Below are 23,276 nucleotides of genomic sequence, written 5' to 3'. Positions count from 1 at the left end.
AACAAAAAGTAAAATATATACAATTTATATAACAATCAACCCGGATGTCATTGTGGAGATGTTAGAGATGGCTTGCCGCCTGGAGAAGTGGAACAAGGTGAAAGAGACGGCGGAGATTTTGTACGAATGCGTGCAGTGCTTGTACCAGGAGCAGCAGTACCGGAAGGCTAAGTCCTTGCCACTGTTGACATTCGAGCTGGAGCATCCAATGGTCTATTACTACGGCTTCAGTCATTTGATGAGGGGAATGGCTTGCCAGGAGAAGGGACAGTATGAGGAATCGCGTGCGTACATTGATAAGTATGCCGAACTGGGATGGCTGGAGGATCTGGGTGAGGATGGGCTGGAGGTTGTAGAGGAGTTCCGATCCCTGGCCCAAGCGAATGGGCATGCGCTGGAGCTGCTGTCTGGCCATGTGGAGGTGCTGGCTGCCTATACCGATTTTTTGCGGGAGAATCCCGAAGAAGTGTTACCGGGGCTGGATACAATTCTGCGGGCCGCGCTGCGGCATGGACTGAATGTGGATGAGCTGCTGGAGACATTTTCGGACCAGACGGCTGAATTCGGTACATATGAGGATGAGGGCAATCTCGCGCACTATTACAGCTTCAGCCATCACCTGGCGTTGTATCTGAAGCGGGCGAGAAGAACGGAGGAGGCACTGGAGCAGGTACTGCAAGCCGTAAGGCTAGCCCATAGGTCGGGGAACGACAGTTATTTTACAAGAAGTCTGGCGCTCTTCGAATCGCTGCGGGATTGGGCGACGGCAGAGCAGGTGCGGGAGGTTCAGAGGAAGATTAAGGAACGATGACCTAAGGGGCGTGTTTGCCCTGAATCAACTGCGGGAGTCAGTATGCGTACTTGTCGAAGTCATGCCGCCGGATGAGATCAATACCGAAATCGCCCTGCGTTTGAATCGGGTGGAATCTCCGGGGAGTTAATTGAAGCGTTGAGCCGGGATTAAGATTACTATCACCAAGAGAATAGAAGAGAAGTAAGGAGAGGGACTATGTACACAATAGGTCAGATCGCTAACATCATGGGAATTTCCAAGGATAAGTTAAGATATTATGAAGAAAAAGAGATTTTGACACCAATACAAAATGATGAAAATAATTATAGACAATATGATTTTAAAGATATAGATACTGTATTGGCAATAGAGTTCTATAGATCATTGGATTTGGAATTTAAGGCTATTCAGAAGCTATGCAAAGAAAGTGATATAAAAGATATGCAAGGTATTTTGGATGAAAAACACAATGAAATAATTCAAAATATAGCCAGATTAAATACTATAGCCCATAGAATTGAAAAGGCTAAAAAGGATTGCAACGATATTGAAAAACACTTAAATAATTATTCGATTAGGCCCATGGCACCTATAAAAATATTGGGGGAAATATCAGATTTCAGAGCTTATAAGGAATTTGAAGTTATACATAATAACAGAGATCAATTAGCTGAGGAACCAATTTTCAAGAGTTTAAAACGGTATATCATTTTTAATGAAGAGGGAATACAATCCAATACAATGCTGGTTACGAAAGATATAGAGGCTGATAATGCTGTAGGGGAAAAGGATATTTTAGACTATGAAAAATGTATATATACGATTGTTGAAGATGGAGTACAGTATGAAGACGTGATGGAGGATAACTTTATAAAGGGTGAGAAGTGGATGGATGCCAATAATTATAAACATAAAGGCATAGTAATTATAGGGATGTTATTAGTAGGCTACCACGAAGGAATATTAAAGTCATATTTAGAAGTTTATATCCCCATTGAATAAGGTTGTTTAAGTAATTTATTGACCTTGGGATGGCCCCATAGTTTAAGTTATAGAAGAATTAAATTATGGGGGGAACAGGATATGAATAATGAAAATGAGATCAGAAGCATATGGAAGCTTATAATACTTCACTTATTTCCAGGAATAGCGTTAAGTCTATTTTATATATTTTTATTAAAAGCGGGCAGTTTAACAGAATATCCTAAAATTGTTACGCTAGGCATAGCCGGTTTTTTCTCAGTATTTCCTATAGAACTGGGATATTTATTTTATGTCGCCAAAAAGGAAACGGGGAATTTCAATATCTTTAAGGTACTGGGCCTAAAAAGTAAGATGAAGGTTGAAGAATATGTAGTCTACACTCTTCTATTGCTTACAGTGGCAGGAATACTTATGAAGGCATTACAGCCATTTTCAAATTACATATTAAATACAGTATTTCATTGGCTTCCAAGTGAGTACAATTATGTCCAGGACATGAGCCTATTCAGTAAAAATTTTATCATAATCGCAATAATAGTAAGCTTTTTCTTTATTACACTTATACTACCCATAACGGAGGAACTCTATTTTCGAGGATTTCTACTGGCGCGTATGAAATGGATGGGCAAGTATAGTGTACTGGTCAATCTCGTATTATTTGCAGTTTATCATTTCTGGTCTCCTTGGCTTATAGTCTCAAGAATTGTGGCATTTTCACCATTATTTTATTTGGTATACAAAAAAGATTCTTTGAAATTGGGAATATTCGTACATTGCTTGGCTAACTTTACAGATGTAATAGCTTTAGTGATGTTATTGTGAACCGTACTGTAATCCCGTTAAAAAAGGATTATCACTATTCGGGGATCAGGGATGTGTGGCGCTGGCTTAGCTCTCATGTCGTTCTGCGTCTTGAACCAATTGACTTTGAAAAAACCTCATGATACATTGTGTATACACGGAATACACAATTTGTTGAGGAGGTATGGTATGCTGGCATTAGATATTAGAAATTTAAATAAAAGATATCCTCACTTTCAGATCAAAGATGTATCATTTCAATTGGAGAAGGGTTATATTATGGGTTTTATCGGGGTCAATGGCGCGGGAAAAACGACCACGATAAAATCAATCTTGAACATGGTTCAAGCCGATAGTGGCGAGATCAGCATTTTTGGCAAGAACATCGCTGAACATGAAATCGAATTGAAGCAGGAAATTGGATGCGCATTCGGTGATATCGATTTCTATACACGCAGCAAGATAAAAACGCTAACCAATATTACAAAGAAGTTCTATAAGAATTGGAATGATGAAACTTACTACAACTATCTAAAAAGATTCAAATTGGATGAAAATAAAAAAATAGCGGAACTGTCTACAGGAATGAAAGTAAAGTACAGCTTGACCCTTGCTTTATCGCATGGCGCAAAGCTGCTTATCCTTGATGAACCGACCAGTGGACTCGATCCTGTCTCAAGAGACGATCTTCTAGATATCTTTCAGGAGCTTATCATTGGCGGCGAGATCAGTATTCTTTTCTCTACCCATATTACATCCGACTTGGAAAGATGTGCGGATTATATAACCTTCATTGAACACGGGCAAATCGTCGCCAGTTCCGAGAAAAACGAGTTTAAGGAGTCCTATCGTTTAATCAGCGGCAGCGAGGCCCAATTGAGCGAAGTAAAGGAATATTTGATTTCCTACAAAATCAACTCGTTCGGCTTTACCGGATTGATTCATGCCAATGATTTCGATCCATCCTCCAACCTAAGGGCAACCACGCCCAGCCTCGATGAAATCATGATCTACTTCGCGAAAAAGGAGGATGTATATGTATAATTTGGTGATGAAGGATTTGAAATTAGGAGTAAATCCCTGGTTCTTCGTATTACCCTTAATTCTGGGTGGCCTAATGCTTATTCCCGGTTGGGTCTACTTTCTTGTCCCGCTATATTTCTGCTTCATAACTGTACCGAACATGTTTGGCGGATTTAAAAGTCAGAACGATTTGATGTTTAGTACGATGATGCCAGTGGCCAAAACAGATATCGTGAAGTCCAGGATAGCCGTTGTTGTCATTCTTGAACTAATGCATCTTCTTGTTGCGATGATCTTCAGTATATTTACGTTTCTCTTATACCCTCATCTGACTTACATTTTCTATGCACCACACATGGGTTTTTGGGGATTATGCTTTATCATGCTTGCGATCTTCAACATCATATTTATATCCATGTACTACAAGACGGCGTATAAGTATGGCGCGGCAACGACCGCATCCACTACGGCCGCTATACTTTTTGCCGGAGTGGCCCAATGGGCCGGAATCCAAAGTCCTTGGATGAACGACATTTTCTATGGCTCCGGGACGGATAATAAAGCGCTGCAGCTATCCATTCTGATCGCGGGCCTCGTAATTTTTATTTCATTCACCCTGATTGCCTATCGGATTGCGGTAAAGAGATTCCTAAGAGTGGAGATATTATGAACGTAACGATTTCGAGCACATCCGAGAAACCGATTTATCAGCAGCTTTACGAACAGATCAGCGCACAAATTCTGAAAGGTGAGCTGGAAAGCGGCTATTGTTTACCGCCCATTCGTCAGGCAGCCCTGGAACTTCATGTTAGTGTTATCACCGTAAAGAAAGCGTGGGAAGAACTTGAGCGAAGCGGTTTGATCAATACGGTAACAGGTAAAGGATGTTTTGTAGCCGAATTCTCGCCCGATGAGATGCTGCGGATACGCAACGAAATGATCCTGAAGCAAATGGACAGCGACACATCATATTACAAGTCCTTTGGCCTCACCCTTGATGAAGTGATTGGGCTGCTGAACAAGATTTATTAACAGTACAGAAAAATGAAATAAGGTATCATGAAAAAGCTCGCAGGAGCCTGTATTTATGCTGCAGATTAATGATTTACCTTGAAGGGACTTTTACAGGTCCTGGGTGGGTCTTTGGTATGGTCGAAACAAGCGGCCGACTGAGACTATGCGACGATTTTTTTCCGAAATGCGTTTGGGATGTTGTCATGGCGGGGGTGGCCGGGTAATAGACATGATTAGAACTTTCAAATTTGGCTGAATTTGGAGTAGGAGCCAAGGAAACGGAGGGGAAGATCATGGCGACACAGATGGTATCAGGCATCAGCCCGGTACAGGCCATTACAGCTTACGGTGGCACACAAAGCGATGTCAGTTCCCTGGAGAAGCAGCGGAACCGGTTGCTGATGGAACTGGACAAGGTGAATGCAGCGCAGGGCGGAGAGATGCAGACTCCTTATCGCCGGGAGCAGCTGCAGCGGCAAATTCGACTGATGGAGGCCCAACTGGTGCAGAAAAGTGGGAGTAGCACCCCGGTCGATTTTGTACTGGCTCCTCCGCTTCAAGACCATCTCCCGCTCTGGCGGACTGAAGGAAAGGGAGACCTCAAGGGCGTCGGTCTGACCGATCCCCGGACGGCGACGGTCAACTCAGAGGGCCATTTCAACGCGTTGATTTAGACAAAAAAGCGAAGGTGCGAAAAGCGTCCGGTGATGAACCGGCTTCTCGCACCTTCTTTTTTTTAAGAGGCCGCAGAACTCCAAGGTTGGCTGATCTGGCTGTTATATAACTTCTACTGTACCAAACTATCCAATTCCGGCTGCAATTTGTTCCGCAGAACATACAGCATGACGGCACCGACAAGGAATGCGGCGGCATCCGCAATGACAATCGACCAGACCACCCCGTGGAAGCCGTTCATTTGATTGGCGATATAAAGCACAGGAATCAGCGTAACTCCTTGAATAATTGACATAATAAACGCGGCCGTTCCTTGCGCTGTTGCCTGGAAGACCCCGGTAAACAGAGTGGTCATTCCTGTAATGAACAAGGATAAGAACGTCACATGCAGAATGTAGCTGCCCATTTCAATTAATTGCGGGTCATTTGTAAAAAGACCAATTAAATGGTCGGAAACTAAATAGACGATGATGCCGAATACGGCTGCTAACCCCACAATCACTTTGATCGTAAATCCAATGGTATTCTTCATGCGCAATTTATCCGCTGTAAAAGAGAAGGCAATGAGCGGCACGACTCCCTCGCATAAGCCCATCAGAATAAACTCAGGAAATTGCAATAAACGTGATGAAATTCCGTAAGCCGCTACGGCCGAATCTCCGTATTCGACAAGAAAATGGTTGAAGATAAGCGACATTGCCCCCAAAAAGATGCTCATAATAAAGACGGGAACCCCGATTTTGAATACATTGCCCAGAATGTCTTTGGTAGCCTTGAACCATTTTACGGAGACAGTTAAGAATTGGCTTTTATATCCCATATGGAAGGCGTAGTATACACTCGCAACCAAATTAGAAATGACCGTAGCTGACGCAACGCCGATCACGTCCCAGTGGAACACAAAGATGACGAGCGCATCGAGAATGATATTTACAACAACACTGAGAATCATACCGATCATTGACGTGATGGCTGCACCCTCCGAGCGCACGATATTCTCCAGCGTGAAAAATAACACGACGAACGGTGAACCGATAAGCATAACCGTGACATAGTCCTTCGTGAATCCGAAGGAGTCAGGCGTTGCCCCCAGGCCATGAACGATGGGATCGATCAACGGGAGACCCGCGGCCATCACGAGAAGACCGAGAACTAAGCTGCTGTAAAAAGCGAATGAAGACACATGCTTTACGTCATCATACTTTTTCTCTCCTAACATACGGGAGATGTAGGTACCGCTGCCCATGCCAATCAAGTTGCCCAGCGCCATAATGATTGCGAATAGCGGCAAGGTTAGCGCGAGTGCGGTTAACATAGCAGTATTATGGAGTGTACCAAGGAAATAGGCATTCAAGATGGAGTATATGACATTCATTGATGTGCCTAGCATCATCGGTACAGCGAAGTGAGCTACGGCCTTTGCGACCGGTGCTTTCTCAAAATAATAAAGGTTTTCTGCATCCATGTTGGATCACCACTTTCTTTATTTTATCCAATCTAACGGCGTTAGATTGAACCTTACAGTGTTAGATGATATCATGAAGCTATAAACCTGTAAAGCATAAACTTACACTGTTAGATAAAGGGCGGATAACGATGAAAAAGCAGCAGCCTCAAATTTCGGAGGACAGGATTCTGGAAGCCTCGTGGGAGCTTCTTGGAGAGGAGGACATCGAGAAATTCAGCATGAGACGATTGGCCGACAGGCTGGGGATTCAGGCTCCCTCCCTGTACTGGTACTTCAAGAGCAAACAGAATCTTTACCAGCGCCTGGCCAATCAGGTATCGAAGGTGATTCTGGAGGAGTTCCACTCCGAGGGAGATTGGAAGGAGCAACTGACAGGGCTTGCGGTAACAGTACGGAGCGTGCTCAGCCGATATCCCTGCTCTACGCAGCTCATGATGATGACGCTGCCCCACGAACCAGACATCATCCGGTTCACCAACCGTATGCTGCTCTGCGTGGAATCGACGCCGCTTGCGCAAGCGCAGAAAATGCAAGTGATTACTACGCTTGTGAACTATGTCTACTACTTCGTCCTAGACGATTATCAGCATGAGCGCAATGTCTCCGCTATCCTTAAGGAGGACCCGGGAGCAGCTCCGGGTGAGGAGATGATTCGCCTTCTGGATTCCATGAGCGAGACGGATACGGGCCTGTTCAGGAGGATGTTTACGAACGGGCTGTTCGAGCTAATGGGGACCGACGGGGCGTTTGAGTTCGGCCTGAAGCTGATTCTGCTCGGGATTGAGCAGGTGATAAAGGAGCAGGAGAAGTAGAATGTCATCTGGAGAGTTTGACATGCTCAAGGAGTTGCGTTCTGAACTAATCGGTTATTGTTATCGGATGACGGGGTCCATTTTTGAAGCGGAAGACGCGGTACAGGATACCATGCTCTGCGCTTGGCAGAACTGGGACCAGTACGATTGAATTATGCCTACCAGCAAGAGGTTGCAGTCTTCTATGAACAGGATGCGGGGCAGGCGTTTACCGTTATGGAGCAGGGGCTCTTATCGAAAGGGAGCGAAGCGATTTCAGAAAATAACAGATGATCTGGGCCTCTATAAGAATATTAAGCGGAGGATCTTCGCAAAGTAACCGTAGGCAGATTCTCGCCTTTGCTCGCGAAGCTGTGCAGCCCTGTGCCTGAGGTGGACCAGCTTGAGCAGAAGATCCGTAAAGTCTGTACCCGAATCGTTGAAGAGAGGGGATCCTCGTTATTTCCTTTGAATAAAGAAAATAATCTCAATATACAACTCTGTCATTTCTTTAGGGGTTTTATCTAAACCATTTCGAATCCATTGTTCAATTAATCCTAAAAAAGCAGAGGTTATAAAGGATAAAAAGTATTCCATTGGGACCTTTAAATTTGCATAGAAGCTTTCATGCTTTTCTAAATTAAAACGTACCTTTTCTGAAAAGGCATCATTAAATCGAATGTGAAAACCCGCTCTACCATGATTGCTTAAAAATATCTTTAAAATTGGCTCATTGATTTCGATAAAACTGAACAATGAATCAGCTAATTGTTTTTGTTCTATATCGAACGTACGAGTAGGCAAATAGCGAGATTGTAATTCATCAATATGATTTCCTATATCTGAAAATAACTGCTCTTCCATTTGATCCAGTAAATCGAATTTATCTAAATAATGCAAATAAAATGTCCCGCGATTGATTTGTGCTATTTTCGTAATGTCCCCTATCGTAGTCGATTCAAATTTCTTTTTTTCTAAAACTTGGAGAAATGATTTTTGAATAAGATATTTTGTTTTTTGTTTCTTCTCTTTATATATACTCATTAAAAATCACCTTCTTCTTTAAATACAACAATTTCCCTACTTCTGTTTATTGCTTATGCTATTCCCAGATTATAAGATAATCACATGCTGAAAATCAACGTATTGAAAAATGAGAAGGATAAAATTTATTGAAATTATTTATAGAAAAATTAGCATGGGCCGCTCCCGTTACTGTTATTTTAATCATCGCTTTATTTGGTAAACTTACTCGTTCAAGGAGATCCAAAAGCAACAAACCTACCATGTGCGTGATTCTTGGTTTCTAACAATTTCACAATTTCTGCAAACGATGACAAATAGTACTTCATGTTACCTCGAGAGAGACTAGATGGGAGTGAGGCATAATGAGAGGGAAGAAGTTCATGATGACGATCAGGAACAAAGTAATTCTAACGGTCGTCGTTACTGTAATCACCAGCCTTGTGATCGGAGGCGCTGGGATTTACAATTTGAAGCGGGTGCAATCCTCGCTTGAGGAGAGCCTCAGTGTCAGAGCGGAAGTCATCGATATCATTCGTACAGCGGACGTCGACCTATATCAGATGCTGTTGGCAGAACGTTCGCTGTATAGTTATGAACCAGGGTCGGAACAATTTTTAGAGCAACTGGAGGATTATGGAAAACAGAAGGAGTCGGCGAAGAAGAGACTTAATAAGTATAAGTCAATCGGAACTATTTTTGATAATGAGGAAAAGTTGATTCAAGACCACGAAGCAGCGGTTGTAGCGTATGAATCGGTCTCCAAGAGAGTGATTGACGGATTATCGTCAAAGGATTCAACTGTCCGTGAAAGGGCGAATCTTCTTTCGTATCAGGAGGGCAGCGAAAAGTTTGACCAGATGGAAGACACGTTGGATGACATAGGCGATCTGTACTACGATGATAATCAAATCATGTTGGAAAGCACACAAAAACAATACAGCTTCCTGCGATTGATCACTATCCTCTTAACATTGGCAGGCTTGATCGCTTCATCGTTGCTTGGTTATTTGATCATCCGATCCATCCATCATCCGATCCGTTATTTGCGCGGACGTGTCCGAGAGATGGCGGAGGGCAATCTGGCCGTCGATATACGTACCTTCTCCCAGGATGAGCTTGGGGAATTAACCGCTGATTTTAATATAATGGCATCTCATATGAAAGAACTCATTTCGATAGTAAGCCAATCGATTGGCGATGTAAATACTTCCGCTCATGAACTTACCTCTATTGCGGAACAAACAACGGCAACCGGCGAGGAAATGACATTGGGCATTAATGAAATTGCATTTGGTGCTTCCGAGCAGGCGTCCTTGGCAGAGACAACGAGCCGTGAAGCGATGGCGCTATCGGACACGATTGAAAAGGTAAATGTAAGGAACAAAAAAATGACCAGCTTGTCTTCGGAGGCGGAAATCGTCTTAAGAGGCGGCATGGATAAAGTAAAGAAATTGCAGGATCACAATCTCCAAACGACAGAAGCAAACCAACTGGTCGTACAGCATATTGAAGGCCTGGCAGGACAGATGCTTACGATTTCCACAATCGTACAAACGATTAATGAAGTATCCGAGCAAACGAAGCTCCTCGCATTAAATGCGAGCATAGAAGCGGCGCGTGCCGGCGACTCCGGAAAAGGATTTGCAGTCGTCGCTACAGAGATTCGCAAGCTGTCGACCATGACTTATGACTCAACAGAGAGAATTAACACAACTATTGCACGCCTCAAGGAAGAAGTTTCTCAAACGTTGCAGGTCATGAATCAGACAGAGGTGGTTATCTCCGAACAATCTCTTATTGTTCAGGAGTCGGGAACGGTATTTGAATCGATTACGGATATGCTAAAGGAAATCATCTGCTCGATTCAAGAGATGGATGGGGATATAGGGCAGATGAATGTTAACAGGGAACAGGTGGTCTCATCCATTATCAAGATATCCGATGTAGCTCGAGATGCAGCGTCTGCCACAGAAGAGATCAGTTCGGCTTCTAACGATCAGAGTCAAGCGTATTCCCATCTGCATAGTGCAGCTGAACAATTGAAACAATCAAGCCAACAAGTGAGCGAAATGATCAGCAGGTTTCGAATTGTACAAAAATAATTAGTACTGAGAATAAGAAAAGGAGCTATCTGACTACGCTTTGGACAAAAATTAATAATATAACACTCATTGCGTTAGCAGCAATCACTTCTCGGGTTAGCCGGGTGATTGCTGCTATTTTTTCTGCACTTTTATTGCTAATCAAAGTCGTTGAAGTACAGAAGATTTTGTTATCTCAGGGGTTTATATAATAGAAGGAAGGCTCAATACAATGTTCTGCCTTATTTAGTTTGACTATTCCCAACCCCCATAATATTCTTACTATGAAGCATATAACAAGGCCAAAGCATGGCCGTGACCTGACCATTCAGAGGCGTATCCCCCCGGAAAGGGGAGAACCGCCTCTTTTTAACATTGTTTCATTAATAGTTTCAAAACTCTACTACGCTCTCTGCGCAGTTTCGCTGTTCGGGTGCGGAGGGATTTAGAAAGGTTGGATTCAAATGCTGTTGACGACTGAGGACCAATTAGTCAACGAAATCGCGGACTGGCTGAAAAAGCATTTTTCGGCTGAGTTGCTGTCCGCCGAGCGTGTTAAGCGTGGGCTATTGAACGAGAAGTGGATTGTCGAGACGAACAAGGGGTGGCTGTTCGCCAAAAGCTATCACCCTGAGCGGTTTAAGATGCATGATCCGGAATTTCGCGGCAAGATTGAAAATGCGCTGCAACTGCAACTTCTTTTTTACCAGTCGGGAGGACCGTGTCCTGAGCCGCTGACTTTGGATGGGCGCTGCATGCACATTCTGCCGTGCGGAAGGTACATGACCGTCATGACGTGTTGTCCGGGCGCTATGGTGCCTGCTGGCAAGATCGGTGAGCATAGGATGCACGCACTCGGACGGGCTGCCGCGGATATGCATACCGTCTGGGATTCCGCGATGGCATCAGGCCTCGGAGCAGCAGTGCCGCCAGAGGAACCTGTTTGGCGGTTGTCTCGCGAGGAGCTGGAGCGCACCTGGGAGGTAAGTTGGGAGGCGGCTCGTAACTCGTCTGAGCGCGTCCGGAACGCATTGCAATTACAGAAGGCGATTGTTGATTCCCTTGGAGATGATGACTTTAAGCCTCTGACTGCCGGCTGGGCTCACCTCGATCTGTGGGCAGACAATTTGCTTTTCGAAGGAGATGCTCTGGCAGCCATCGTTGATTTCGACCGGGCACGCTACTCGTTTCCGGCGCTGGACCTCGGGCGGGCTGTCCTTTCCGGCACGCTCAGCGAGCGCGGATTCCACAAGGATGCAGTGGTCGCTTTCACTGAAGGCTACCGTAGTGTGCGGCGGCTACCGCCGGGCTCGCTTTTGAGGGCAATCAAGTACGACTGGTGTATCGAATCGCTTTGGTGGATTCAGCCGTCGTTCGAATCGTCCAGCATGGTCCCTGTCCGTTTTGCCGAAGAAATGATCCACACTGCGGAGCGGTGGGAGCAACTCGACGCTCTTCTTGGGGACATCTAACTGGATGTACACTAACCTAATGCACGGATACGGTAGTTGAATAAAGCGATTTTCGAAGAAAGGGGACTGATCAACAGGTCGCCTTGTCCCAAAAGAAAAACATTATACTTCGTCGTTCGAATCGTCCAGCGTAGTTCTTGTCCGCTTTGCCGACGCTTTTCTGTGTGATCTCCCCTGAAAATTTACTAAATCTTTAAACGTTCTTTAAAGGAACTTAGAAACTGCTGTTTATACTAAGTACATTCACCAAGAACACAACCAAAAAAATATTGGAGGGATGTACAATGAACAACAATCAGGATGGTAATAAGACAACGAAGAATGCAAGGAAAAAGTGGGTAGTGGGTACAGCGATAGCAGCAATATCATTAATGGCGATGGGAACCTCAGCGTTAGCTTCAACAGATAAGGCTGTTTTCAAAGAGTTTTTCAATGGAAATACCGAAATTTCTAGGGAATCTGCGACTTTGATTAATCAGTCTAAAGTAACGGCAGGGATTAAAACAACGGTAGAAGAAAGCATTATTGGAGAAAATAGTGCGATGATCATCGTTTCTTTTGAGAACGAAGACGGCACGGTTTTCCCTCAAGATGCGGCCATTGCTACGCCTGAACTAAATTGGGCAAAGGATGCTAGTTACATGGTGGAGCAACGAGTGACAGAGGATGGTAAAAAGATCATCGCCATGTTTGATGTCGACACACCAAGTCCTTTGAAAGGAAAGAAAGTTACGATTAAGGCGGATGCAGTAGTGAATAATACAGGAGCTGTTATTGCTAAAGGTCCATTCCAAAATACATTTACAGCACAAGAGAGCAGTACATCGTACAATATCGGAATTGATCAGACCCTTTCACAGCAACAAGAAAAGCTGTCCATTCAAACCATTAATATTTCTACGATTGGGATTGGCATTGAAGGTAATCGTTTAGATGGGCAAACGGATCAATTACCGAAATATAACCCCAAAGTTAGCATATCGACGTCAGATGGCAAGGATACTGAACTTCATTTAGGCTCGGCAAGCACATTAGATCAAGGGTTTAAATGGAACTATAATTTAGACCGAGAGGGAAAAAAAGTCTTCTTAAATACAGCGAAGATCACAAGTATATCGATCGATGGTCATATCATTCCGGTTACTAAATAATGATGGATTGATAAAATGGGGCTGTTTCAATCAGTCCCATTTTTTCTTGTCAAAATTAATGAAAGACAGTCACCTAAATTAGGAGGAAATAACGTGGAACAATCCATTGTGTTTACGATTCAATCAACATATTTTCTGGTACCCTTATTCTTATTAGTTCTTCTGTATCTGATTGTAGGTGCTCCGTGGAAAGAAAGAAAACTAAATGTAGGCCAATATTTTATAGTAATAACGTTTAGTATTTACTTACTGTGTGTCATCCAGTTAGTGTTCTTCCCCATCGATGTGAATATTGGCAAATATGCTAATCTAACTCCTTGGTACAAAACGATTAATTTCATTCCAATATTAACGATCGACGTAAAAACCTTTGTATTAAATATCATAATGTTGATGCCTTTTGGTGTGTATCTGCCACTGCTCAATAGAAAGTTTGACTCCTTAAAAAACGTAGCTTATCACGGATTCTTTTTAAGTTTATTCATTGAGGTATTTCAGATGATGATTAGAATTATTTTTGGCAACGGCAGGAGCACAGATATTAATGATCTTATTGCCAATACTGTTGGAGCGATTTTGGGATATATAGTAATAAACGGACTATTAAAGAGAAGCAATGGGAATAATTTATTTAATAAGATAAGATTATGATAGGGGGACGTTGGACATGGTTTTGAAGGGGGGAATATATGACTACCGAAATACTTATTGTAGACGATGATAAAGAGATTGCCGAGTTAATTGGGGTGTATTTGCGCAATGAAAGCTATCAAATTTATACAGTGCAGGATGGACTTGAAGCACTTCAATTCATGGAGCGTCACTCTATTGACCTCGTGATATTAGATATTATGATGCCCAAAATGAATGGACTGGATGTTTGTAGAGAAATTCGAAAAGAGCATGAAATTCCAGTCTTGATGTTAAGTGCAAAAGCAGAAGACATGGATAAAATTGTTGGTTTGATGACAGGTGCTGATGATTATATGATTAAGCCTTTTAATCCATTGGAATTAACAGCGAGAGTAAAGGCATTACTACGCAGAGCTAATTATCAACCAACGGTTAAAGATCCAGATAGCATCTATATTCACTCCTTGAAAATTGATAAACAAAGCCATGCTGTTCATGCTCAGGGACAAGAAATAAGGTTGACAGCTATTGAATTTGATATTTTATATTTGTTAGCCAAAAATCGCGGAAGAGTGTTCGGCTCAGAAGAGATTTTTGAAAAGGTATGGAATGAAATAGGATCAGGATCTAATAAGACCGTTATGGTTCATATTAGTAACCTAAGAGACAAAATTGCTGCTGCAACAGGAGAGACGATTATTCAAACGGTTTGGGGAGTTGGTTATAAAATTGAAAAATAATACGTTTTTCATTATAAAAACAATCCCAGTTTGGAAAGCAATTCTCTATGCTCTGCTATCGCTAATAGCATCAACGATAACGGTAGCTATGCTACTTCCTTCGATTTATTATTATGAGCAGCAGTATAGTGCGTTAGATTTCATAGCGAGTATCCTTTTTTCTCTAATGGGAAAGAGTATACTTGTACTTTTGTTTGTCTTGATTCTCTGTTTCTATCTGTTCTTGTTCTATCGAATGGAAAAGAAGCGCTATATTTCAACTGAATTTAATCGTATGATACGTGAAGTTGAGCTTATTGCTAACGGTTACTTTGATTATAGAATAGAAGAGAGAGCGGAAGCTGGTTTAGATGAACTTGCTGCCCACATTAATAATGTCGTAATTCAAGCCCAGAAGGCCATTGAGGAAGAGCGAAGATCAGAACAGATTAAAAATGATTTGGTGACGAATGTTGCCCATGACCTTAGATCACCTCTAACCTCTATCATCGGATACTTGAATCTTATAAATGAAGATGAATATAGGGACGAAGTGGAGCTTCGAGGTTATATACAGATTGTGTATGCAAAGGTCGAACGCTTACATCATTTAATAAATGATTTGTTTGAATATACCTATGTTCAAAACAAAGAAACCCTTATAAGCGATCAATTTATTAATATTGAAGAAATGATTAATCAATTAGTTGTACAACACAGGATTCAGATGCAAGAAGCGGGCATGCAGATGAGGACATTCATAACGACTGATAGTCCTGTCATAGTAGGAGATGGCAATAAAATTGCCAGGGTGTTTGAAAACCTTATTCAAAACGCTATGAGATATGGAAAAGAAGGAAAATACATTGATCTTATAGTAAGTGACTCGAGGCAAACCGTTGAAGTTGAAGTGAAAAATTATGGAAAAGCAATACCAAGTGTGGATCTCCCCTATATTTTTGAGAGATTTTATAGAGTAGAAAAGTCACGTTCTGAATACACGGGTGGATCAGGCCTAGGACTTGCTATTGCTAAAAGTATCGTTAAATTACATGGCGGGGAAATTGAGGCAAAAAGTTCGATGGGGAAAACCTCCTTTGTCGTTACATTATTGAAAAAACCATAAAATAATAGCACTTTACGTATAAGATGAAGCGTAATGGTTGGATTGCAATACTAGATGGTAAAAGTGAACCGTCAGCCCGCTGGGGAGGGAACCCGAAATCGGATTTACGAGGAAGCCGAAAAAATGCTAAAACGCTACTGACATCACGTTGTCAGTAGCGTTTTTATATATTAGGAGTATGCGAATTTCGCAGTGTTTTGGAGATAGGGCGACCTTTCTCAGAATCTTATCATAAAGGTGGAATTTATTCATGAGCAATGTCAATTGGGAAGTAGATCCGGACCACAGCTCCGTTGAGTTTTCGGTGACGCATTTAATGATCAATAAAATAAAAGGAGTATTCGAGCATTTCCAAGCGGCCTTAAGCTTTGACCCCAACGATTTAACAACCATGGGGATACAGGCTTCCATAGACGCAAATAGTCTCACAACTCGCCAACGGCAACGGGACGAACACCTGAGGAGCGACGACTTCTTTCATGCAGCTAAGTATCCAGCCATTACGTTTCAAAGCACCAGCTGCGTCCTAGCTGGCGAACGGCAATATGAACTTACGGGCAATTTAACTCTGCATGGAGTCACAAAGCCCATCACTTTTCATACCGTTTTTGAAGGGCTAAATAAAGACCCTCGTGGCCGGGAGCGTGCAGGTTTTCATTCAATAGCCAGTATCGAACGCAACGAATTTGGTTTGTCATTTAACTCGCCGCTGGAAACGGGTGGTATAATCGTCGGAAATGAAGTGAAGATCGAGCTTTATATCGAGGCAATTAGAATAGATTAGCGATATGAATATAGATCATTACGCTCAGAATCAAATAGAAGGAGTTAGAGAACAGTATACCTAAGGAGTGGTGAATATGGCGCGTGTCTTATTTATTAATGGCGGATCAGAGGGACATATCAATCCAACGATTGGAGTTGTGCAAGAGCTTATTCTGCGTGGAGAAGAGGTGGTGTACTTTTGTATAGAAGCTTTTCGGGAACGTATGGAGAAGACGGGGGCTTCGGTACGAACATTTGACGATCAAAAATTTATAAAAGCCTTTATCTCAGGCGGAAGAGACTATTTACCCGAGAGAATCAACGGTCTTTTACTTACGGCAGATATCGTCATACCAAGCGTTCTTGAACAGATCGAAGGAGAGCATTTCGATTACATCATCCATGATTCCATGTTTGGCTGCGGACATTTGCTTGCTCAAATTCTTAAGCTTCCTGCAGTCAACTCTTGCACTTCTTTTGCGCAGACAAAAGATTCATTCGATAAAATGCTGGAACCGTTTTTCATAGAAGTATCTACAGAAATAGCTAAACCTATAAACGATAAATTTCAAAGCCTGACGGCAAGGATGAAAGAAAAATACGATGTGGACATCCAATCTCCGTACGAAGTGTTTTGTAATCCTGCGCCGCTTACAATCGTTTATACAACAAGGGAGTTTCAACCGGATGGAGAAGCATTCGACCAAACTTATAAATTTGTAGGTCCATCCATCTCTTCGAGATTTACTCAAGAAAACTTCGACTTTCCTGCAATCAAGGAGAACAACCTCATTTACATTTCACTGGGTACGGTCTTTAACCAAGCCATTGATTTTTATAGGCTTTGTTTTGAGGCATTTAAGAACACAGATCATCCTATTGTCATGGCAATTGGGAATAAAGTTCAAATTTCAGATTTAGGGGAAATTCCTAAAAACTTCATCGTGAAAAATTACGTTCCACAAACCGATGTCCTGCAATACGCGAAATTATTCATTACCCATGGCGGAATGAACAGTACCCTTGAAAGTCTCTATTATGGGGTTCCGCTAATTGTAATCCCACAAAGCGCGGATCAGCCGGTCATTGCCAGGCAAGTCGCCAATATCGGAGCAGGCATTCAATTACAAATGCAGAGCTTGACCGCAAATCAACTCCGTGAGGCTGTAGATCATGTGATAGGCCTCTCATCTTTTAAGAAAGCTGCCGCAAAACTTAGGGAATCCTTTCGAAAAGCAGGCGGGTATCATCAAGCCGTTGACGAGATATTAGACTTTAAAAGTCAATATCACATCTAAATGTAACGCGGTATCAGGAGCGCAACCAGGATGGTGCTACATTGTAACGATTGTTCAGAAAGTGTTTATGCTGATGGCCATCATATGGTATCCGGTATGTTACCAAGAGTATTCGATGTGAACACCGTCAATAATGTTGCCACTTTTGCTGGAGCGGTTGGTATAAATGTAAAGGATGCGGAGAATCAGGATCAACATGACTTAAAACTGATTATCATAGAGAGAAGGAATACGTCTACTCACTATCCTTGAAAGCTTTATATGATGAGAAAAGGCAAATATGGAGTATTGATGAGGCGAATAAATACATTATCACGAGTGCGAAAAAATAGAATTGTACACGAACTAAGAATGGCCACAAATAATCTGCGTGGCCATTCTTGGTTTTTGTACACATTAATTGCTTCCGGTTTGAGCCGGCATCCCACGTTTTGTACACATATTATAGAGATACCCCACTACCAAGTTAGACTTTTGTACAGTTCTATACTTCGTCAAATACCTCTTTTAAAATATTGAGTGCTTTCTTTTGTTCCTTAGCACTTCTTTTTAACAGCAAAGCATGAATTGCCATAATATCTTCGCTTTCTTGTTTGCTTCCTAAATTCATTAGTTCAAAGAATTCTATATTCAGGGCGGTCGAAATCTTTATGATAGTTTCTATTGTTATGTTACTTTCACCGCGCTCAACTCTGCCCACAAAGGAGAAGGATGAGCCTATTTCATCTGCTATTTCCTGCTGGGTTAAACTCTTTTCAGTTCGTAACTTCCTTACAATAGCACCAATTTGTTCAGCAATAGTTTGATTCATATAAGTTATCTACTCCCTTACTAAGAAGTGTAGACAATAGACGGAATGTAGTGTAGCCATTAAAAGATTCAAAATAATAAAATGTTGTCCGTGTATGTATCGTGAGGTATACTGTAAATATCTTCAAAAGGACAGTGTTCTGTTGATATTTAGTTTAATGATTAATCTCAATGCTATTGGGATTTGACTGATGGGGAACACATTGGTTATATTTGTAATAATTTAGATAATATTTCTATAACTACACCTAAGAGGCTCCTTTTTAGTGAAAAATATATTTTACGGAGGCGTTGGTAGTGGGGAACGATATAGACAATGATGTTTATCTGCTTTCAGAGCATATACATGCCCTGGATAAAGGGTTCGACTTATTCCGACTGAGCTATAGACAGAACAATTGGGACGAAGCGGATCGTATTGCTAATCAAATTTTATCCTTGGCTGAACATTTGTATGAAAATAAGAAAAAATGGGGCGAAATTGTTAGTCCTTTGAACCAAATGATCAAGCGCCCTTTGATATTTTATTTTGGCTACGGGTATTTAGCGAAGTCTATAGTTTATCAGAAGCAAGGTCTTTTTGATCGGGCTAGAGAATACATAGCTAAATATGCGGATTTGGGATGGTATGAGAATGCTACAAATGAGGACATAGAGGAAATCGAGCGTTTTAAAGGATTTTCGAAGGCCAACGGGTATGCCGTTGATTTGTTGTCTGGCAAGAGGGGATTATTGAAAGAATATATTGATTTTATACAAGATAATGATGAAGAAACACTGCCCGGACTGATTACAATTTTTGAGGCTGCAAACTTGAATGAATGGAATATAGACGATTATTACTATAGCTCTATTCCTGAACAACTAGATGCTTTTTCCGAGCTTGAAGACCTTGGAAATCGGGTGTATTACGTAAAATTACTGAATCAACTTGCCGCCTATAGTTTGAACCAGCGGCGGAACGATATCGCAATAAATTATATGCTTGATTATATGCAAATAGCAGTTACAATGGACTTATACAGGGAATTTTTTACAATTATAACCATGTTTGAAAACGTTCGTCCACTCGCTACAACGGAGCAGCTGAGTAAGTACAAAAATATTTTACAGGAGGTGCATCATGAAAAAAGCATTAGTAGCTACATTTATGCTGATGACATTTCTTAGTATTTTAATTCCGGTATCCACTTCACCTTCAAATGCAAAAATCACTCCATTCAATCATGGTGTTAACGGGTAATGAAAGGCCACTTGCAATATGCAGGTGGCCTTTCATTTTTTGTATCTTGTCAATGTGTAGCGTTATTTCTCGATTTAGTCTGTGATGCTAAAAGCCAATATGGATCGGAATTGATACTAAAGAATAGATGATAAATGACAAATTGAAAATTGTCTTATGCTGAAAAGTCTGTGCTTGGATATGGTCACAAGATAGGTACATAAGTAATGCCGAAACAAAAACATATTTGTTAAATTTTTTTTGCTTGTACTGATCCGCAGGATTACCGCATGAAGCCACGATACAAAAGATAGAATGGCTATAGTAAATACCGTTGCCATCTCTTGATGCTCTCTTCTAGTGATATTATACCCATTATGTAAAAGTTCTAGCCCTGTACACATATTATCGGCTGCAGATCGGCGGGTCGAGGTTAACCGCTGAAGGAAGTGCGCCGTTACAGTGTTGCGGTAAACCATATCACAAATAAACACAAAGTAGAGGCATGGCTTACTGATTATAGTAATATTCCATCACAACCAACTTGGAAGACATTTGCTGATACTTTATACGCTTCAAAGATATATGAGTAGGTAAAAACAACCAAGCATTGCCCCAGGGCATCGCTTGGTTGTTTGCATTCCGCTTAATCAGCTCATCCCGCCTAAATCCCTACTCCGGAACTCCCTGTGTCACTCCATGCACATACGTCTGCCAAGGCGTGTCGAGCGCTCCTTGCCCCGGGTTGTAGGTGAAGGAGTATTCCACTGTATCCCCTTGCTGCAGGTTGAGGAGCGGGTAGGTGAAGTTGCCGTTCCCTGTAGAGGTCATGGCAACGTTGATCTGGCCGCCGCCATTGATCTTGTAGTGCAGGTCGGCGAAGGTCGCGCCGTTAACGTAGAATTGCAGGTTGTTGGCGGTCTTCTTCAGGCCGCGCACGCTGTCACCGATGACGACGGTACCGGGGGACGGCGTGACGACGGTGATAGTGCTGGCGGCCGTTTTGCTGCCGTCAGCGGTTGTGGCTGTTACGGTGACAACGCCCGGCGCGAGGCCGGCTACGCTGCCGGTTGCGTTGACGGAGGCGATGCCGGGATTGGAGACTGACCAGTTGACCGCTTTGTTGGTAGCGTTCGAAGGCGCTACGCCCGCAGTTAACTGGACGCTCTTGCCTACCTCTACTTGGGAAGAGGACGGTGTGACGGTGACTCCGCTAACTGGAACGTTGCCGGGATTTTCGCCGCCTGTGCCTTCTTTGTACACCCGTACATAATCCACCTGCATTGTAGCCGGGATACTGGATGGGTCCGGTATGCGGCCACCGTCGAAATGGCCGCCGACTGCCAGGTTCATGATGAGGTAGAACGGCTGATCGAACGGTGCGTCGGGATTGTTCGGCGCGGCGACAGAATACCATTGCTCACGGCTTACTTTGAAGAAGAATTTGCCGTCTACATACCATTTGATGTTGTCATCTTCCCACACCATAGAATAGACGTGGTAATCGTTCGCGAACGTCTGCCCTTGCGGGAAGTGATACTCACCGGCGATATAGCGGTTCACCGGCCATTGGCCGCCGAAATGGATAGCGCCGCTGGTGGTGCCGGGCAGCCGCCCTTTGGCTTCCATGATGTCGATTTCACCGGATGCAGCCCAGGCTCCATATACGGAATTCTCCGGCAGCATCCAGAGCGCCGGCCAGATGCCGTCGCCGGTAGGCAGCTTGGCGCGGATGTCCACCCGGCCGTATTCAAGTGACATATGAGCCTTGGTGTTGATTTTGCCGGAGGAATACTCCGCGTACCGGTTCGGGTCCTGCGGGAACGAACGGTGATCGTTCAAGGCCCGGATGTTCAGCTGTCCGCCAGTCACGAATACGTTCTGTGTGCTGTTCGTGTAGTGCTGCATTTCTGCATTGCCCCAGCCCCAGCTGTTAGCATCATCGCTGATGTAATAGCCTGTTTCATAATTCCATTTGCTTGTATCGAGTGCGGTGCCGCTGAATTCATCCTGCCAGATGAGGTTCATGCCGGCGATCGCCGAATCACTTGGCGTCCCGATGGCAATGTCTCCCTGGTCGGTTTCATCGGGACGCGGTGCATTGGGGTTGCCAATAAAGTTGTAATACACATAGTTGCTGCCGACGTTTCCGCCGGACTGCCCGTTTAACGGGTAGCCGATACGGATTTCCATGTTCTCCTGAATCGGCTGGAACCAGAGGCCGTAGACGTAGTCTGCCCAGTATCCCCACTGGTTGGCGGCGGACATGTTATTGTATCCATTGCCCGAGTAGATGAATCTGCTCTGGCCGGAGTTGCTGAGATCGACCCATTGCCCGCCTATTTTAATCTGATACACGAAGTTGCCTAGTTCGCTGCCAATCGGTGCGCCTCCGTCAATCTTAGGTAACGGGAAGCCGATGGCGCCGCTCTTGTCCGCCGTGTAGGTGGTACCGTCGTAAGCGGAGAGGAGGAATGAATTGCGGACAGGCTGATTGAAGGTAATGGTGTAGATGAGGCTGGCGGAAGAGGTCTTCGACTCCAGCTTGACGTTGATCGATTCTGTTACCTTAAACCAGTAACCGCCGCCCCCTTCAGTAAATTGGCCGAAATTGCTGTCATAGATCCAGCCGCTGGCCGCATTGTTGTCGATGTTAATCCACTGGCTGCTGCTAACAGGCTTGACGGACAGCTTCAGATCGTGAGCTACTGCATCATAGATGAGGCCCGGATTGTTGTTGAAGATGGGATACGTAAAACCTGCGCTGCCGGTGAAGTCCGCCGTAAGCGCCGGCCCTTGCGTCGGCGTCATCGACGTGATGGTTGCGGTGTTAACGTTCTGGAACACAAGCGTGTAATCCAGTGTAACTCCGCTATTGGCCTTGGAGTATAGCTGAATTTCTGTGGTGGCCGTTAGCGTGAACCAGTAGCCATTCGCGCCGCCGTCGCTCCAGTGTCCCCAGTTCTGGTTATAGACATAACCGCCTGCGCTGTCGATGTCTACCCAATTGCCACTTTTCTTCACCTTAACGCCCACATCGCCGGAAACGTCACTCCAGCTGGCGGCGCCTCCATTGAAGACCGGCATAACAAACCCGAAGCTGGCTTGCCCCACTCCGGATTTGGAGATGACCGGCCCGTCTGCTGCCGAGAAATAAGCCATGGACGTTACAGTGTTGCCCGCCGCCTGAACCCTGGAAGCTGGTAACAAGCCGATGCCCGACAGCATCACCAGCGCGAGGAACAGGCTCCATACTTTGCGTGTAAACCTAATCTCAGCCTTGAACATTCGTTTCATACTTGCCCTCCTTTAGAATCGTTTGGCACAATAGAAAACGCTTACAGATTATTACATCTATATTTTAACCAATGGAATAATTCGGTTAAAGGTACAGGATTTTATATGAAGGCCCATTATTTTGGCT

The 23,276-nt window shown here is 43.4% G+C and carries 24 protein-coding genes; 20 read left to right on the top strand and 4 right to left on the bottom strand.

The window, feature by feature from the left end:
• The first annotated feature begins 67 nt into the window (after positions 1 to 67).
• From MHI45_RS18100 to MHI45_RS18065, 8 genes are all read left to right on the top strand, one after another.
• Positions 68 to 811, top strand: coding sequence for a DNA-binding protein (locus tag MHI45_RS18100; protein ID WP_340895873.1), 744 nt, complete (start codon positions 68 to 70; stop codon positions 809 to 811).
• A 10-nt stretch (positions 812 to 821) separates the two neighbouring features.
• Positions 822 to 941 carry a DUF4303 domain-containing protein gene (locus MHI45_RS18095; RefSeq protein ID WP_340895875.1) on the top strand — a complete coding sequence of 40 codons (120 nt, stop codon included), beginning with the start codon at positions 822 to 824 and terminating at the stop codon, positions 939 to 941.
• A 68-nt stretch (positions 942 to 1,009) separates the two neighbouring features.
• Entirely contained in the window at positions 1,010 to 1,795 is a 786-nt protein-coding gene (locus MHI45_RS18090; RefSeq protein WP_340895876.1) for a MerR family transcriptional regulator, read from the top strand.
• Between the two features lie 81 nt (positions 1,796 to 1,876).
• Positions 1,877 to 2,599, top strand: coding sequence for a CPBP family intramembrane glutamic endopeptidase (locus MHI45_RS18085; RefSeq protein ID WP_340895877.1), 723 nt, complete (start codon positions 1,877 to 1,879; stop codon positions 2,597 to 2,599).
• Between the two features lie 168 nt (positions 2,600 to 2,767).
• Positions 2,768 to 3,622, top strand: coding sequence for an ABC transporter ATP-binding protein (locus tag MHI45_RS18080; RefSeq protein ID WP_038598143.1), 855 nt, complete (start codon positions 2,768 to 2,770; stop codon positions 3,620 to 3,622).
• The gene (locus tag MHI45_RS18075; RefSeq protein WP_340895878.1) at positions 3,615 to 4,271 is read left to right on the top strand and encodes an ABC-2 transporter permease; all 657 of its coding nucleotides are present in this window, start codon (positions 3,615 to 3,617) and stop codon (positions 4,269 to 4,271) included. The genes MHI45_RS18080 and MHI45_RS18075 overlap by 8 nt, the downstream gene beginning before the upstream one ends.
• Positions 4,268 to 4,633 carry a GntR family transcriptional regulator gene (locus MHI45_RS18070; protein ID WP_038598139.1) on the top strand — a complete coding sequence of 122 codons (366 nt, stop codon included), beginning with the start codon at positions 4,268 to 4,270 and terminating at the stop codon, positions 4,631 to 4,633. The genes MHI45_RS18075 and MHI45_RS18070 overlap by 4 nt, the downstream gene beginning before the upstream one ends.
• Before the next feature lie 275 nt (positions 4,634 to 4,908).
• A complete protein-coding gene (locus MHI45_RS18065; RefSeq protein ID WP_076111781.1) occupies positions 4,909 to 5,289 on the top strand; it encodes a hypothetical protein in 381 nt (126 codons plus the stop codon).
• A gap of 113 nt (positions 5,290 to 5,402) precedes the next feature.
• Here the strand turns inward: MHI45_RS18065 and MHI45_RS18060 are convergent, their stop codons facing one another.
• Positions 5,403 to 6,755 carry an MATE family efflux transporter gene (locus tag MHI45_RS18060; RefSeq protein ID WP_076111783.1) on the bottom strand — a complete coding sequence of 451 codons (1,353 nt, stop codon included), beginning with the start codon at positions 6,753 to 6,755 and terminating at the stop codon, positions 5,403 to 5,405.
• A gap of 131 nt (positions 6,756 to 6,886) precedes the next feature.
• Here MHI45_RS18060 and MHI45_RS18055 point away from each other — a divergent pair, with 131 nt between their 5' ends.
• Both MHI45_RS18055 and MHI45_RS18050 read left to right on the top strand, forming a co-directional pair.
• Positions 6,887 to 7,570 carry a TetR/AcrR family transcriptional regulator gene (locus tag MHI45_RS18055; protein WP_076111785.1) on the top strand — a complete coding sequence of 228 codons (684 nt, stop codon included), beginning with the start codon at positions 6,887 to 6,889 and terminating at the stop codon, positions 7,568 to 7,570.
• A 1-nt stretch (position 7,571) separates the two neighbouring features.
• Positions 7,572 to 7,721: a sigma factor gene (locus MHI45_RS18050; RefSeq protein WP_218642527.1), complete on the top strand. Its 150-nt coding sequence runs from the start codon at positions 7,572 to 7,574 to the stop codon at positions 7,719 to 7,721.
• A gap of 287 nt (positions 7,722 to 8,008) precedes the next feature.
• On the opposite strand, the gene MHI45_RS18045 is transcribed toward MHI45_RS18050, so the two are convergent.
• Positions 8,009 to 8,593 carry a TetR/AcrR family transcriptional regulator gene (locus MHI45_RS18045; RefSeq protein WP_076111787.1) on the bottom strand — a complete coding sequence of 195 codons (585 nt, stop codon included), beginning with the start codon at positions 8,591 to 8,593 and terminating at the stop codon, positions 8,009 to 8,011.
• A gap of 344 nt (positions 8,594 to 8,937) precedes the next feature.
• Between MHI45_RS18045 and MHI45_RS18040 the strand changes: the two genes are divergently transcribed.
• From MHI45_RS18040 to MHI45_RS18005, 8 genes are all read left to right on the top strand, one after another.
• Positions 8,938 to 10,677 (top strand): methyl-accepting chemotaxis protein, encoded by a 1,740-nt coding sequence (locus tag MHI45_RS18040; RefSeq protein WP_256718153.1) that lies wholly within the window; start codon positions 8,938 to 8,940, stop codon positions 10,675 to 10,677.
• A gap of 443 nt (positions 10,678 to 11,120) precedes the next feature.
• A complete protein-coding gene (locus MHI45_RS18035; RefSeq protein ID WP_076111789.1) occupies positions 11,121 to 12,128 on the top strand; it encodes a phosphotransferase in 1,008 nt (335 codons plus the stop codon).
• 284 nt (positions 12,129 to 12,412) lie between these two features.
• On the top strand, positions 12,413 to 13,279 hold the full coding sequence (locus MHI45_RS18030) for a hypothetical protein (protein ID WP_076111791.1): 867 nt from the start codon (positions 12,413 to 12,415) through the stop codon (positions 13,277 to 13,279).
• Between the two features lie 93 nt (positions 13,280 to 13,372).
• Complete coding sequence (locus MHI45_RS18025) at positions 13,373 to 13,930, top strand: VanZ family protein (RefSeq protein WP_076111793.1); 558 nt, start codon at positions 13,373 to 13,375, stop codon at positions 13,928 to 13,930.
• 38 nt (positions 13,931 to 13,968) lie between these two features.
• On the top strand, positions 13,969 to 14,652 hold the full coding sequence (locus MHI45_RS18020; protein ID WP_039832860.1) for a response regulator transcription factor: 684 nt from the start codon (positions 13,969 to 13,971) through the stop codon (positions 14,650 to 14,652).
• Positions 14,642 to 15,757, top strand: a complete 1,116-nt coding sequence (locus tag MHI45_RS18015; RefSeq protein ID WP_076111866.1) for a sensor histidine kinase — start codon at positions 14,642 to 14,644, stop codon at positions 15,755 to 15,757. The genes MHI45_RS18020 and MHI45_RS18015 overlap by 11 nt, the downstream gene beginning before the upstream one ends.
• A gap of 250 nt (positions 15,758 to 16,007) precedes the next feature.
• Complete coding sequence (locus MHI45_RS18010) at positions 16,008 to 16,541, top strand: YceI family protein (protein ID WP_076111795.1); 534 nt, start codon at positions 16,008 to 16,010, stop codon at positions 16,539 to 16,541.
• 76 nt (positions 16,542 to 16,617) lie between these two features.
• Positions 16,618 to 17,820, top strand: coding sequence for a macrolide family glycosyltransferase (locus MHI45_RS18005; protein ID WP_076111798.1), 1,203 nt, complete (start codon positions 16,618 to 16,620; stop codon positions 17,818 to 17,820).
• 484 nt (positions 17,821 to 18,304) lie between these two features.
• Here MHI45_RS18005 and MHI45_RS18000 read toward each other — a convergent pair whose 3' ends face one another.
• Entirely contained in the window at positions 18,305 to 18,631 is a 327-nt protein-coding gene (locus MHI45_RS18000) for a helix-turn-helix domain-containing protein (protein ID WP_076111801.1), read from the bottom strand.
• 296 nt (positions 18,632 to 18,927) lie between these two features.
• Here MHI45_RS18000 and MHI45_RS17995 point away from each other — a divergent pair, with 296 nt between their 5' ends.
• Positions 18,928 to 19,800: a DNA-binding protein gene (locus MHI45_RS17995; RefSeq protein ID WP_076111803.1), complete on the top strand. Its 873-nt coding sequence runs from the start codon at positions 18,928 to 18,930 to the stop codon at positions 19,798 to 19,800.
• Between the two features lie 501 nt (positions 19,801 to 20,301).
• A complete protein-coding gene (locus tag MHI45_RS35210; RefSeq protein ID WP_439823171.1) occupies positions 20,302 to 20,445 on the top strand; it encodes a DUF7660 family protein in 144 nt (47 codons plus the stop codon).
• Positions 20,446 to 20,524: 79 nt separating this feature from the next.
• Here the strand turns inward: MHI45_RS35210 and MHI45_RS17990 are convergent, their stop codons facing one another.
• Entirely contained in the window at positions 20,525 to 23,149 is a 2,625-nt protein-coding gene (locus MHI45_RS17990) for a family 16 glycosylhydrolase (protein WP_076111805.1), read from the bottom strand.
• Positions 23,150 to 23,276 lie beyond the last annotated feature (127 nt).

This window comes from Paenibacillus sp. FSL H3-0321 (assembly GCF_038002865.1).
GTDB lineage: Bacteria > Bacillota > Bacilli > Paenibacillales > Paenibacillaceae > Paenibacillus_AQ.
Note: the sequence above shows the minus strand (reverse complement) of the source record. Positions and strands in the feature narration are given on the sequence as shown.